We start from the raw sequence: 14446 nt of genomic DNA, 5'->3' as shown, positions 1-14446 counted from the left end.
CTCTCCGCTTGCACCTTCGCCTGTGGCTGCCCCTCACCCCAACCCTCTCCCCGTAAAAACGGGGAGAGGGGGAAGACAAAGCTCCCGTACTCAATTCCGGCCGTCGCAGGCCGATCCTCCCGTTAGGGAAGGCGAAGGATCATCCCCATGACCAAACCCAAAGTTCTCATTTCCGACGCGCTCTCTCCCGCCGCCGTGCAGATCTTCAAGGACCGCGGTGTCGAGGTCGACTTCCAGCCCAATCTCGGCAAGGACAAGGACAAGCTCGCCGAGATCATCGGCAATTACGACGGCCTCGCGATCCGCTCCGCGACGAAGGCGACCGCGAAGATCCTCGACAAGGCGACCAACCTCAAGGTGATCGGCCGCGCCGGCATCGGCGTCGACAACGTCGAGATTCCCGCCGCTACGGCAAAAGGCATCATCGTGATGAACACGCCGTTCGGCAATTCGATCACGACTGCCGAGCACGCCGTCACGCTGATGCTGGCGCTGGCGCGCGAGATCCCGCAGGCCGACGCCTCGACCCAGGCCGGCAAGTGGGAGAAGAACCGCTTCATGGGCGTCGAGATCACCGGCAAGGTGCTCGGCGTCGTCGGCTGCGGCAATATCGGCTCGATCGTCGCCGACCGCGCGCTCGGCCTGCGCATGAAGGTCGTCGCCTTCGATCCGTTCCTATCGCCAGAGCGCGCCAAGGACATCGGCGTCGAGAAGGTCGATCTCGACGAGCTGCTCAAGCGCGCCGATTTCATCACGCTGCACACCCCGCTCACCGAGAAGACGAAGAACATCATTGATGCTGCCGCAATCGCCAAGATGAAGAAGGGCGTGCGCCTGATCAACTGTGCCCGCGGCGGCCTGGTCGACGAGCAGGCGGTGGTGGATGCGCTGAATTCCAAGCACATCGCGGGTGCCGCCTTCGACGTCTTCGTCGAGGAGCCCGCGACCGCGAACGTGCTGTTCGGCCACCCCAACGTGATCTGCACGCCGCATCTCGGCGCCTCCACCACCGAGGCGCAGGAGAACGTCGCGCTCCAGGTCGCCGAGCAGATGTCGGACTATCTGCTGACCGGCGCGATCTCGAACGCCGTCAACTTCCCCTCGATCACCGCGGAAGAGGCGCCGAAGCTGAAGCCGTTCATCGCGCTCGCCGAGAAGCTCGGCTCGTTTGCCGGCCAGCTCACCGAGACCGGCATCCTCAAGGTCGAGATCACCTATGAGGGCCATGTCGCCGAGATGAAGATCAAGGCGATCACGTCAGCCGTGCTGTCGGGCCTGCTGCGGCCGATGCTGGGCGAGGTCAACGTGGTGTCGGCGCCGGTCGTCGCCAAGGAGCGCGGCATGGTGGTCGACGAGATCGTGCGCGCCGCCCAGAGCGACTATGAGAGCCTGATCACCGTGACGGTCGCGACCGAACGCCAGGAGCGCTCAGTCTCCGGCACCGTCTATCACGACGGCAAGCCGCGCCTGGTCGACATCAAGGGCATCCGCGTCGACGCCGAGTTCGGCAAGTCGATGATCTACGTGACCAACGAGGACAAGCCGGGCTTCATCGGCAAGTTCGCGAGCCTCTTGGGTGACGCCAAGATCAACATTGCGACCTTCCATCTCGGCCGCGTCGAGCAGGGCGGCGACGCCATCGCGCTGGTCGAGGTCGACGGCGCGGTGCCGGCGGACGTGCTCGCCAAGGTGCAGGCCCTGCCGCAGGTCAAGCAGGTCAAGGCGCTGACGTTCTGACACTCCGTCATTCCGGGGCGATGCGAAGCATCGAACCCGGAATCTCGAGATTCCGGATTCGGCTCTGCGAGCCGCCCCGGAATGACGGGCATCATACCATAAATTCCGACCTGCGGAACAACGACGCCGCCCTCTTCGCGAGGGCGGCTTTTTGTTGGTGCGGTGCCGCGCTTTATTTCTCCCCCGGCCTTCCAACTTTGTGTACCAATAGCGCCAAGACGCTCCGTACCAATCGTTCGAAAAAGGGAGAAAACAATGCGTGAAGCCGTCATCGTTTCCTATGCACGCACGGGCCTGGCGAAGTCCGGCCGTGGCGGGTTCAACATAACGCCGCCGATGTCGCTCGCGGCCCATGCCATCCATCATGCGGTCGACCGCGCCGGTGTCGAGAAGGACTATGTCGAGGACTGCTATCTCGGCAATTGCGCCCATGGTGCGCCGAACATCGGCCGTCAGGCCGCGCTGCTCGCGGGCCTGCCCAAATCGACCGGCGGCGTGTCGGTGAACCGCTTCTGCTCGTCGGGCCTCCAGACCATCGCCATGGCCGCGAACTCGATCCGCTCCGACGGCTCCGACTGCATCGTCGCAGGCGGTGTCGAGAGCATCTCGATCCCGGGCGGCGGCTCGCCGAAGGAATGGGTCGATCCGGATCTGCTCAAGACCGCGCCGGACATCTTCATGGCGATGATCGATACCGCCGACATCGTCGCCGAGCGCTACAAGCTCAGCCGCGAATACCAGGACGAATATTCGCTGGAGTCGCAGCGCCGCATGGCGGCCGCCCAGCAGGCGGGCAAGTTCAAGGACGAGATCGTCCCGATGAAGACGAAGATGAAGGTGGTCGACAAGGCGACCAAGGCCGAGAGCATCGTCGACTATGTCGTCGATCGCGATGAATGCAATCGCCCTGAGACCACGCTGGAAGGATTGGCAAAACTCGAGCCGGTGAAGGGCCCCGGCAAGTTCGTCACCGCCGGCAACGCCAGCCAGCTCTCGGACGGCGCGGCGGCCGTGGTGCTGATGGAAGCCAAGGACGCGGAGAAGCGCGGGCTCAATCCGATGGGCCGCTTCGTCGCCTGGGCGGCGGCGGGTTGCGAGCCGGACGAGATGGGCATCGGACCGATCTTTGCCGTGCCGAAGCTGTTGAAGCGTCATGGCCTCAAGATCGACGACATCGATCTCTGGGAGCTCAACGAGGCCTTCGCCAGCCAGTGCCTCTATTCGCGCGACAAGCTCGGCATCGATCCCGAGAAGTACAACGTCAACGGTGGCTCGATCGCGATCGGCCATCCCTTCGGCATGACCGGCGCCCGTCTCACCGGCCACCTGCTCCAGGAAGGTGCGCGCCGCAAGGCCAAGTGGGGCGTGGTGACGATGTGCATCGGCGGCGGCCAGGGCGGCGCCGGCCTGTTCGAGATCTATAGCTGATCCAGGCCACGTGAATGAGAAAGGCACGGCGCCGCAAGCGCCGTGCCTTTTTCGTTGCAGATCGATCGTCACGAAACTATATGTCTTCTGTCGGAAAAGGCAGACTTGGTCTGGTAAGCCCAAGTCCTTTCGGTAACGAAAGCTCTGGTCTTTGGCCTTGTGCACGAGATCCCCGCGACGAACATCGGACGCCACCAAGGCGCCCAATCGTTCGTCCGTGTGATTCTCAAGCCCAGGGAACGCTCCGGTCGAACATCGACCACAGGAGCGTCTCATGCACGATCAATCTTCGATTCCATACGACGTCGTCATTGCCGGTGCCGGGCCCGTCGGCCTTTATCTCGCATGCGAGCTGCGGCTCGCCGGTCTCCAGGTGCTGGTGCTGGAGCAATCGCAAGATTCGCATTCGGCCCTGAAGCAGCTCCCGTTTGGCCTGCGCGGTCTTTCGATCCCCACACGCGAGGCCTTTCACCGGCGCGGCCTGCTGGAGGAGATCGTGGCCGCGCAGCAGCTTGCCTCAGGCGCGATCAAGAGCGCAGCCCACTGGATGCAGCAGACGCGGCGGCCCGCGGGTCATTTCGCCGGCATCCAGTTCTATCAGGACAACGTCGATGTCGCGAAGTGGTCCTGGCGTCTGCCAACGTCGGCCGATGCCAACCTCGCCGTCGATATGGAAACGCTCGAATCCGTTCTGGCTGCGCGCGCATGCAGCATGGGCGTCGAGATCCGGCGCGGTTTTGGCGTGAATGCCATTGTCGCCTCGAGCGAAGACGTGACAGTGCAGGCGGCCGGCGCGACCTTCCGGGCACGCTGGCTTGTCGGATGCGACGGCGGCCGCAGCACGGTGCGCAAGATCGGCGGCTTCGACTTCGTCGGCACCGACCCCGAGTTCACGGGCTATTCCATCGATGTCGAGCTGGCCGATCCGGACAGGCTTCGCCAGGGTCGCAACTACACGCCCGCCGGCATGTATACCTATGCGCAGCCCGGGACGATCGCGATGGTCGATTTCGACGGCGGAGCTTTCCACCGGACCGAGCCGATCACGCGCGAGCATGTGCAGAGTGTCCTGCGTCGCGTCTCCTGCACCGACGTCACCGTCACGGCGCTTCGGCTCGCCGCCACCTGGACGGATCGGGCCCATCAGGCAACCACGTATCGCAAGGGGCGGGTGCTCCTGGCGGGCGACGCCGCCCACATCCATTCGCCGCTGGGCGGCCAGGGCCTCAATCTTGGTCTCGGCGATGCGATGAACCTGGGCTGGAAACTGGCGGCCACGATCTGCAGGCAAGCACCGGCCGATCTCCTCGACAGCTATTCGCGCGAGCGGCATCCTGTGGGCGCGCAAATCCTCGACTGGTCGCGCGCGCAGGTCGCGATCATGCGGCCGACGCCGAGCACCCGCGCGCTCCAGGCCATCATTCGCGATCTCATCGAGACGCGGGACGGTGCGACCTATTTCGCCGAGCGCGTGCGCGGCGTTTCGCTCCGCTACGATCTCGGTGGCAGCCATCAGCTTGTCGGCCGGAGTGCTCCCGATTTTGAATTGCTTGACGGGACGACGGTCGCAGAACGTCTCAGGCCGGCGAAAGGGATATTGCTGGACTTCGGCGCCCGTGCACCGCTTCGGATGCTTGCAAGCCGCTGGAGCGACCGGATCACATATGTCGCCGATGACGCAAAGGACCGGCTGGGCCTGAGTGCTGTGCTGGTGCGCCCCGACGGCTTCGTCGTGTGGGCCTGCGACGGCACGCCCGACTATGAGGAGGTGGCTCACGCCGCGTCGCGATGGTTCGGTCAATCCATGGAGGCGCGAGGATTTCCCTGAGCACCACGCAGGTCAGCGCCAACATCAGCAGCGTACGCCAGGGGCGCCACCGAGACCGGCTCGGCCTCGTCGCAGGCGCGCTCCGCGGCGCAGTCGCTGTCGAACGACAGCAATCGCCTCAAGCTCGAGCTCGGCAGGTTCCTGGACACGGTGCGCGCGGCCTGATCGTGCGCCGCCCGCGACAGCAAGACGTATCCTGGACTAGGCCGCCGACATAGTCTTCACGGTCGTCTCGGCTTGCTCAGCGAGCCAATTCACGAACAATTCGACGCTGCGATCGCCGATCAGATCGGCTGGCCACTGCGCAACCTGAATTTTCGTGCACTCGACCGTGGGGTAATTGGCGAGCGCGGACATGAGGCGTCCAGACGAAACCGCATCTGCAACCAGAAGCGAGCGCCCCAATGTCACGCCGGCCCCCTCGGCCGCAGCCGACATGCACATTCCCATGTCGTCCAGCGTCAGGCTGCCAGCGGCGGCGCCCGATTTCGGCAATCCCAGGCGTCTGAACCAGGAGGGCCAACCCCAGTCGCCGGTCGCGTTGTCGCCCTTGTGGATGAGCGGCAGGGCCAGCAGGCCGTCGGGGTCGGTCAAGGGACGCCGCCGCGGCAACAGGTGTGGCGCACAGACGGGAAAAATCCGCTCCCAGAACAGCGGCAATTGCGTCGACGTCCGCCGTGCGTCTTCGCTCGCGTTCCAGACAATTCGCACGTCGAGCGGCCGCCTTGAGCTGTCCCCTGTCTCCAGTGGCTTGAGATCAACGTTGATCGACGGATATCGCGCCGTAAAGTCCGGCAGGCGGCGGACGAGCCACCACGTTGCCAACGCCGAGCTCGCGCCCACACGCAACGTCGTTCGGTTCGAGCGCCGCCGCACCTGAGCATCCAGCGCACCAAGCGCGTCGAGTGCTGCCGCAAGCTCCTGCCTGAGCTGCGCGCCGGCGGGTGTTATCCCGATCCCCGGGTTCTGCCGCTGCAACAATGCGACCCCGAAATGGTCCTCCAGCTTTCGGATCTGATGGCTGACCGCACTCTGTGTGACGCCCAGCTCCGCCGCGGCGCGTGTGAATGAACCATGGCGGGTGACGGCGTCGAACGCGACGAGCGGTGCGAAGGGCGGCAAGCGGCGTGGCATCTCGGTCTCCTCAAGCCATGATACAGATTCATGAGCTTTTGAGGAACCATCATTCGACCAGAGCCTGTTGCCCGGCCATCCATGCGCCATGGAGGCCGCAACGACCATGCTCGACAAACCTCAGAACGACGATGAAGCGCGGAGCGCCAGTTGGCGTGCCGACGACCGCGGCAATCGCATGTCCCTCGAAACGGCGACGCTGCTTGCGGCATGCTTGAGCGGCTTTCTGTTTCAAGTCGACCTGACGGCCTTGGCAGCTGCCTTGCCCGACATTGGCCGCGACCTCGGCGCCGCTTCCGCGCGAGCGGCCTGGGCCATCGACGTCTACAGCCTCGCCTTGATCTTCTGTCTGCCGATTGCAGGCAGCCTTGCCGACAGATACGGACGCGTTCAGATGTTCACTTGGGGGGCGGGGCTGTTTGGCCTGGCTTCCCTGCTGTGTGCGTGCGCGACAACGTTCGACGTTCTGCTGACATTCCGCACATTGCAAGGTATCGCCGGTGCCTGCCTCACCAGCACCTCGTCCGCCCTCCTTGCCGGTGCCTACGAGGGGCCTCGCCGCGCGCGGGCGTTTGGACTTTGGGGCACGATCGTCGGTGCCTCGATGGTCGCTGGCCCGCCGCTCGGATCGTTGCTGGCCGATACGATCGGGTGGCGCTGGATTTTTTGGGTCAACTTGCCGCTTTGCGCGGTCCTGGTTGTGCTGGTGCTGTGCAGAATTGGCAATGGGCTCGACCAGCAGCGTTCGAGCGCCAAGGTCGATTGGCTCGGTGCCGGCCTTCTTGCGATCACGTCGGCGGCGCTCGCGTTCATGCTGCTGGAAGCGCCCGCGCTTGGCGGCATCGCGTCGGCGACGTTCCTGGCAGGACTCGCGGCTTCCGGGATTGCGCTGCTTCTGTTCGTTTGGGTGGAACACCGACACCCCAACCCGGCGTTCGATCTCAAGCTGTTCGGATCCCGGCAGTTCATCGCGATGTGCCTCGTCCCGATCGCGGGATCGACCGGATTCTGGTCGCTGCTCGTCTACGTGCCGCAATTGGCACGCGGACCGTTGGGTCTCAGCCCGCTTGGGGCGGGCTGGCTCCTGGTCGCGCTCACATTGCCGATGATGGTGTTGCCGCGCTATGGCGCGGCCTTGACGACCCGCATCCCGTCACGGACGTTCTTCTGTGGTGGTCTCGCTCTGATCGGGATGGCTGACCTGGCACTCGGTGCGATCTCCGGCGCAAATGCGGGGCCGCACACGCTGGCAATGACCGTCATCGCGTTGCTGGTCAGCGGATCAGGCTGTGCCGTGATCAACGCTCAGATCACCGCCGCCGCCGTGTCGGCGGTTCCAGGCGATCGTGCGGCGACCGCATCGGCCATTTGCGTCACGATGCGCCAAATCGGTTTCAGCTTCGGGATCGCGCTTCTGGGCGCGGCGCTGCAGCTCAGCCCGAATGGCGACTATCTCGCCGCCTTCATCGTTGCAGGCGCATCGACCCTCGCCCTGACCGCCATCGTCTATTGGCTCATGGACGGGCAACAGGCTGCATAGCGGCGGGCGCCGTGCTCTTTTTTGTGCGGCTTCTAGCTCGCGGAGGGAAGCGGACATCGCCTGACTTCGCAGATGGCCAAAGCCAGGCCTCGCGCCCACGAAGCAACTTGCACCACCCCTCACCATTAAATCGCGTAATCAACCACACGATGTCATTCTTATAAAGACAACCGCAATGGAAGATGCTAAAGTCTGCTGGCGATCAAGCTTGCAATGGGGAGGGGCGCCATGGCCTTATCGGACCCGAGCTCGGCGATCCAAACCATCATAGACGCTGCCGTCAGTGATTACATGGGGATGGCCGTGTACGTCTTCACGGACTTTGACGGCTCCGGCACCCCCTCCGCAAAGTTCTTCTCTCCCTCCCAGACTGAAGTCTGGGACTCGAACCACAACGTCGTGGCCGCTGCGAACCTGCCAAATACGCTGTTCGAAATCGGGTCCATTTCCAAAGTCTTCACATCCAGAATTTTTTACAGCCTTCAGGGCACATATGATGGGAATACGGTCGGGTCCTGCATGCCCTCGATTTCCCTGCCGGCCGCGATCAGCGGGATTCCGGTCGCCGACATCGTCACCTATGCTTCTGGATTTCCGCAGGATAACGGCTTGCCTCCCGATCCGCGGGGACCATTCTGCCCGCCGAGTAACTTGCAGAACTTCACCGAGCTCGTCGCTTGGTTCAACAGCGGACAGCACTCGGCTTGGATCTGTCCGCCGGGCCAGTGCTACACGTATTCAAACCTTGCCTGGTCCCTCCTGGCTATTGCCGGCGCCAACCCGCAGAACACCTATGTCGACGTCTATGACGAGTACAACACGCAACTCGTGGAGCTGTGCGCGGGTCTGGGCATGAACAACACCGCGTTGTTCAGTACGGGCCAGGTGCCCAGCATGGCGTGTGGATACGACGGGACGCAGCCTTTCGACGTAGGTCATAGCTATTTGCCGTGCCCACCGATGGAGTTCGGGAGCGGATCGATCGTCAGCTGCGCCTCGGACATGCTGCAATGGCTGCTCTACAACATGGGCCAACTGCAGCCTTCACCGACGGAATTCGCCATCCTGCAGACGCAGCAGCAGACCGGCTGGACCCGGGGCAAATGCGGTACGGCGACGGGCATCTGCGGGGGGCCGACGAACGGCCCCACGGTCGGAATTGGGTGGTTCTTTCCGAACATCGCCGGCGCGGCGGGACGTGTCCTGTCGAAAGATGGCGGCGTACCGGGCTTCAGCTCGTGGATGGGGTTTGAGAGCTGGGTTCAGAACGGCGCAAACGCTCCGTCGGGCAATGGCGTCGTGGTTCTGTCCGCCGGCAGCCTCGCCTCGCCAGTGGGACAGAAAATCATGTCCATTCTTCTCAACGCCGAGGTCGAGGCTGGTTTGTCGTCGAGTTGACCCAATGTCGGGCTCGTCTTTCGACGAGAGGATGACGGAGAATCTTGCGAAGGGGCCTGATCGTCGATGAGTTCGACGATCAGGGGCGGAGCGCAACCTGCCTCGTGGCAGCAATCGATCTGGCCTGATCTCGCCTCAAGCCCGCGCCAGCGCCGGTGCGAACACCACCTCGATCAGCGTGCCGGTGTTGGCCGTGCTCTTGATGTTGAACCGGGCGCGGTTGGCCTCGACCAGCGCCTTGGTCAGGGACAGGCTGAGCGCGGAATTGTCCGAGGCATCGCCCGGCGGCGGGGTGCGGAACGGCTCCATCGCGGCCGCGACTTCGCGCTCGGTGAGGCCATGGCCGGTGTCGCGGATGCGCAGCGCGATCTCGCCGCGGTCGGTGAGCGCGGTCGAGACGATGACCTGGCCGCCGGCGCTGGCAAGCCGGATCGAGTTGGAGATCAGGTTCATGGTGACCTGCCGCATGGCGCGCGCGTCCACCGTGACCTGCGGCAGCGCATGGGCGAGCGAGGTGCGGATGATGATGCGTTCGCGGTTGGCCTGCGGCTGCATCACCACGACGCAGGCTTCGACCAGGTCGTTGAGGCTGAGGTTGGCGAAGTTGAGGTCGAGCTTGCCGGTCTCGATGCGCGACAGCTCGAGCAGATCGTCGATGATGGTGATGACGCGCTCGCCGGAGGCGCGGATGTCCTTCATGTACTCGCCGTAGCGCTCGTTGCCGAGCGTGCCGAAGCGTTCGGAGATCATCACCTCGGCGAAGCCGATGATGGCGTTGAGCGGCGTGCGGATCTCGTGGCTGATCCGCGCCAGCATGTCGGCCTTGGCGTTGGCCGCGCCGTCGACGAGATGGCGGGCCCGCGTCAGCTCGCTCTCGCCCTTCTTGCTCTGCGACAGATCGCGGAACACCGCGAAGAAGTTCGGGCCGTCGGGCCGGGTGCGGCCGAGGATCATGGCGAGCGGAATGACGCCGCCGTTCTTCTCGCGGCCCAGCACCTCGCGGCCATGGTCGAGCAGGCTCGCGATGTCCTGGCTCCTGACGCTGTCGAGATAGTCGACGACGACCTGCTGGCTCTCGGGCGCGAACAGGCTCACCAGGTTCTTCTGCAGCAGGGCTTCGCCGTCATGGCCGAACAGCGCCTCGGCGCTGCGGTTGCAGGCGTGGATGTTGCCTTCGGCATCGAACATCACGATGCCCTCGGCCGTGGTGTCGAGGATCGCGGCGAGATCTTCCGCCTCGGCATCCCCGGCCTCGAGCTCCGGCTCGGGCGCGACCGGCGCCGCCACCACGGTTTCGACGATGGCGGGCGCGGCGACGACTTGTGCTGCCTGCGGCAGCGCGCAGATCAGCGCATGCGCGGGATTGCCGTCCCAGTCGATCGTGTGCAGATGCGCCTCGGTGGTCGCGAGCGGCTGTTCGCCGTTCGCCACCGCCGCGCTGATCGTCACCGGCGTGCCCGCTTGCGACGTGCTGCTGGCCGCGGACACGCCGGGCTCGACATAGAGCGCATCGAGCCCGCCGGCATCCTCCAGCGCGGTCAGGCCGGGATAGCCCATGCGCGCGAGGAAGGCGGGGTTGGCATAGAGCAGGCGGTCGAGCCGGTAGATCAGGATGCCCGTCGGCAAAAGGTCGAGCAGCGCGCGGTCGCGCACGCTGTGGCCGTGCGCGGGCGGCGCGGGCTCGGTCAGCCATTCGGCCGGCGCGTGTGGCGCATCGAGCTCCCGCATCGGCGGTTCGGGCGGACTCGCCGCGGCCGGCGGCTCGGAGGTGACGGCTGCGATCGTCTCTCGCTCGCGTTCGAGGCGCTCGGACAATTGCCGCGCGAGCTCGTTGAACGCGCTGTTCTCGACAGGGGTCAGCGTCGGCGATCGCGTGTCGCCGGGGGCGCGGAACGGCACGACATTGGGAGGCGTTTCCACTGATGTTTCCAGATCGGTTGGGTGTGAATTCGCTTCGGTGACGGGTTCGGGCAGTTCAGCTTCAGGCTCAGGTGCGGGCGGCTCGATCGGCGGAGGCGGCGCCTCCGGTTCGGGATCGGGCTCGACCCATTCGGTGGACACGCCATGCTGTGCGGCCGGCTCGGCGCGCAGCTCAAAGCGCCGGAGCGCATCGAGCCGGTTGAGGCTGTCGAGATCGCGGCAGACGCCAAAGCCCTTGAAGCCGGCAAAATGGCGCGCGTGATCATAGACCGGAAGCCCCGCGAGCTCGACCGGCAGGCGCTCACCGCCATCGGCCGGCCAGTTCACGGTGATCCCGGCCCAGGTATCGTGGCTGGCCAGCGCCTGCGCGACGCGCCCCTCGGGATCGAGCGAAAACGCGTCGGCGATCTCGCGCCAGGGGCGGCCGAAGCCCGCGGCCGTGTGTGGGCCGATCAGGCGGATGAACTCGCCGGTTGCGAGCACAAAGCGGCCCTCCACATCCACCTGCCACAGGAAGCGCAGCGGATGCTGGCGCGGTGCGGACGGCTCCGCTTGGCCCGACGGCGGCTCGACCATGCCGGCTGTGATCGGCTCACCCTGGGGCGACACAATGGCTTCGGCCAAGTTTTCAACCGGAGTTTTGGATGCGGCTTCGATCGTCTGGTCGACGGTGTCTTGGACATTGTCTTGGACCGGTGCGACGTCCGGCGCCGCTTCGCTGGCGGGCAGCGCAGGCGTGTGCGTGATCGTCTCGGTCGGCGCCGGTGGGTCGACCGGCTCGGCAAACGCGTCGAACAGCGCGATAGCGGCCGGCGCTGGGTTCGGCGGCGCGGGCTGCGGGTCGTCCGGCGGCGCGGATGCAACTGGCGGCACTGCGGCTTCTGCCGGTGGAGCGGCCGGCTCAGGCATGGTCTCCTGTGCCGTCTCGGGCGCGGCATCGTGCGCGGCCTGCGCCGGCGCGGGCTCGATCAGCGCGACCAGGCCGATATCGGCACCGAGGCCGACCCGTTGCAGCACCATGTGGCCGATGCCGATCGGCAGCTCGGCGCGGCCAAGGCTAAGCGCATCGCTGCGCGCCTGCGCGAGGCCGGCCTCGTCGAGATCGCGAAAGCCGAGCAGCGCGCGGGCGGCTTCGCTGGCGCCGGCGAACAGGCCGTCGGGCGCGAACGCCGCCATCGGCACCGCTGCGCCTGCGACCAGCCGGTGCAGGCGCTCGACCAGCGGCATGGTGCGGCCGGCTGGATTCATCGCGGTGACCAGCACGCCATGGCTGCCGTCGGCAAATTCGAGCCGCGCGCAGGCGCAGGTCATCAGGACGCCGAGCCGGGCGCCAAAGCCGCGCAGCCGTTCGAGCCTGACCGCGCCGTTGGCCGAAAGGTGGCGGGCGAGGCGGGCGACCTGGCGGCGATGGCTGTCCGCCGGCCCGAAGCTCTTGCCCGCCAGCGCGGCGGCATGGTCCGCGCCGAAGAATTTTGCGCCGACCGGATTGGCCCAGAGCACCCGCGTGCCGTCGATCGACCACAGCCAGGCGGGCAGCGGAGAGGTCGCATGCACGGCCAGCCGCGGATCGCCCACGCCTCGCAACTGGAAATCCGAACTGCTCATCCGACCGGCTTCAAGTCTCACGCATCTGGTAGGGCGGCTGCCGGGAATGACAGCCTTAAGAAAGGGTTAGTATCGCCCGCGGCTGCGGGCAGGTCCACGGCCCCGGTCTAGCGGGAAAGGCCTAAAGCCGCGATAACCTTAATGTGCCTGAGCCCGCAAGAAGCACCAGCGCAGCATCCGCAGGATTCGCGGGGGGATGGTCAGCCGCGATGGACGCGGCCAAGCCGACGCACGAAGGCCGGGATGTCCATTGGCTTGAACTGAGTGGGGCCGCCGACTCGGTCCAACCTCTCCCGCTTGCGGGAGAGCGCAGGCCGCTTTCGGCGGCCGTCTCTCAGGAAACGCCGAGGCGAAGCCTCGGCTATGCCGAAGGCGCGGGTGAGGGCTCTTTCCTCATTGGGACTGTCCCATTGCGGAAGCACCCTCACCCCAACCCTCTCCGCAAGCGGGAGAGGGAGCGGACCGCCTTCATGGGTCGCATCTTGGTACCGCAACCATGGGTTCCCGCTGGCAGGAACCTCATCCTCCCCGGGATTAAATTTTCACCGCGCAGCCCGGATCGCGTTGCGATGCACAATGTTGACATGTTACGCGGGGATACTGCTGGGCGCTGGGCGAGCCATCTCGTTTGTTTTGCGTTTCCAGTCTTCGTACCCGCTGAATTTGAAAGGCCCAGACCGGGGGCCGGCGGGCGCGCCAGAAGGCTCACTCCATTTTCCATAATCGTGAGGGACATCCATGACAGGTGCGACAGATCCATTCACTGCCTCGATCATTCCGTTCGAGGTCCCGGAACAGATGCGGGCGTTCGCCGAAAAGGGCGTTTCGCAGGCCCGCGAGAGCTACGCCAAGTTCAAGGACGCGGCTGAAAGCCAGAACGGCACCATCGAGGCGGTGTTCACCACCGCCAGCAAGGGCGCGAGCGAATACTCGGCCAAGCTGATGGAGTTCATGAAGGCCAACACCCAGGCCCATCTGGACTTCACCCAGGAGCTGCTCGGCGTGAAGTCGCCGTCGGATGCGTTCGCGCTGTGGAGCAGCCATTCCAAGAAGCAGCTCGAGACCTTCCAGGCCCAGGCCAAGGAGCTCGCCGAGATCACCCAGCGGGTTGCGAGCGCCACCGCCGAGCCGCTCAAGGCCAGCGCCGCGAAGCTCTACCCGCCCGCCGCCTGAGCGGCCGGGCCAAGGCATGATCCGGACCCGAAGGGGCCGCCAGCGCAAAGCGTGAAGCGGTTTTCCGCTAAGATCATGCCCAAACAATAGAAACCCGGGCCGCAGGGCCCGGGTTTTGCTTTGGAAATAACCTCGTCTGAAGGGCGATTCTCGGGTTTTGCGGCCTTGCCAAAAACGGCCGTTGCACCTAGTTTCCGCCCCGTCCAGCCCCCCTCGGTGACCGGCCCTTATCAAGGGCGCCCCCAGGGCGGCTCGCAAGGATGCAGTTGTAGCTCAGTTGGTTAGAGCGCCTGTCTGTGGAACAGGAGGTCGGTGGTTCGAGCCCACCCAACTGTACCAGCGTTGCTGGGCGTTTCGTCTCCAACTTTTCTACTGTGGCTATGTCATCGCTAGTACAGCGATGATCTTCCGCCGTTTCCCGGGGATAGCGAAACTCGGTCGTTGCTCGGTTTGCTGTTTTCGTGATTTGTTCTTCGCCTCAACCTTTAGGTGATGAGATGGCGGAAGAGACGTTCAAGGTTACAATCAAAGGTCCTGGGCTCGACTTCAATCAGTCCATCGAGAAGGCTGACGCTACTTTGATCATGAGCTTCGTGATGACCGGCTCCTCTTTGCCAAGTCACGGCTCGACGGGAGGCGACGGCCGCGCGGGCGCTGGTGTTAGTGGAGGTGCAGGTGGCGCC

The 14446-nt window shown here is 65.1% G+C and carries 9 protein-coding genes and 1 tRNA gene; 8 read left to right on the top strand and 2 right to left on the bottom strand.

What is annotated here, in order from left to right:
- Window positions 1-147: 147 nt before the first annotated feature.
- The 3 genes from serA (at window position 148) to ACXJL8_RS14960 (ending at window position 4993) form a co-directional block, all read left to right on the top strand.
- Window positions 148-1737, top strand: coding sequence for a phosphoglycerate dehydrogenase (serA, locus tag ACXJL8_RS14970; RefSeq protein ID WP_456621973.1), 1590 nt, complete (start codon window positions 148-150; stop codon window positions 1735-1737).
- A gap of 255 nt (window positions 1738-1992) precedes the next feature.
- Window positions 1993-3165 (top strand): thiolase family protein, encoded by a 1173-nt coding sequence (locus tag ACXJL8_RS14965; protein ID WP_456621974.1) that lies wholly within the window; start codon window positions 1993-1995, stop codon window positions 3163-3165.
- 274 nt (window positions 3166-3439) lie between these two features.
- Complete coding sequence (locus ACXJL8_RS14960) at window positions 3440-4993, top strand: FAD-dependent monooxygenase (RefSeq protein WP_456621975.1); 1554 nt, start codon at window positions 3440-3442, stop codon at window positions 4991-4993.
- A gap of 201 nt (window positions 4994-5194) precedes the next feature.
- Here ACXJL8_RS14960 and ACXJL8_RS14955 read toward each other — a convergent pair whose 3' ends face one another.
- Window positions 5195-6235, bottom strand: a complete 1041-nt coding sequence (locus ACXJL8_RS14955; RefSeq protein WP_456685173.1) for a LysR substrate-binding domain-containing protein — start codon at window positions 6233-6235, stop codon at window positions 5195-5197.
- Between ACXJL8_RS14955 and ACXJL8_RS14950 the strand changes: the two genes are divergently transcribed.
- Together ACXJL8_RS14950 and ACXJL8_RS14945 are read left to right on the top strand one after the other, a co-directional pair.
- A complete protein-coding gene (locus ACXJL8_RS14950; RefSeq protein ID WP_456621977.1) occupies window positions 6234-7667 on the top strand; it encodes an MFS transporter in 1434 nt (477 codons plus the stop codon). The genes ACXJL8_RS14955 and ACXJL8_RS14950 overlap by 2 nt on opposite strands.
- Before the next feature lie 228 nt (window positions 7668-7895).
- Complete coding sequence (locus tag ACXJL8_RS14945; protein ID WP_456621978.1) at window positions 7896-9065, top strand: serine hydrolase domain-containing protein; 1170 nt, start codon at window positions 7896-7898, stop codon at window positions 9063-9065.
- A gap of 135 nt (window positions 9066-9200) precedes the next feature.
- On the opposite strand, the gene ACXJL8_RS14940 is transcribed toward ACXJL8_RS14945, so the two are convergent.
- Window positions 9201-12590: a PAS domain-containing protein gene (locus ACXJL8_RS14940; protein WP_456621979.1), complete on the bottom strand. Its 3390-nt coding sequence runs from the start codon at window positions 12588-12590 to the stop codon at window positions 9201-9203.
- A gap of 738 nt (window positions 12591-13328) precedes the next feature.
- Here ACXJL8_RS14940 and ACXJL8_RS14935 point away from each other — a divergent pair.
- The 3 genes from ACXJL8_RS14935 to ACXJL8_RS14925 all read left to right on the top strand — a co-directional run.
- Window positions 13329-13763: a phasin gene (locus ACXJL8_RS14935; RefSeq protein WP_456621980.1), complete on the top strand. Its 435-nt coding sequence runs from the start codon at window positions 13329-13331 to the stop codon at window positions 13761-13763.
- Window positions 13764-14025: 262 nt separating this feature from the next.
- Window positions 14026-14102, top strand: a tRNA-His gene (locus ACXJL8_RS14930).
- A 158-nt stretch (window positions 14103-14260) separates the two neighbouring features.
- The coding region (locus ACXJL8_RS14925; RefSeq protein ID WP_456685172.1) for a hypothetical protein at window positions 14261-14446 on the top strand (186 nt) is incomplete at its 3' end.

It is taken from the genome of Bradyrhizobium sp. P5_C11_2 (assembly GCF_054049755.1).
Note: the sequence above shows the minus strand (reverse complement) of the source record. Positions and strands in the feature narration are given on the sequence as shown.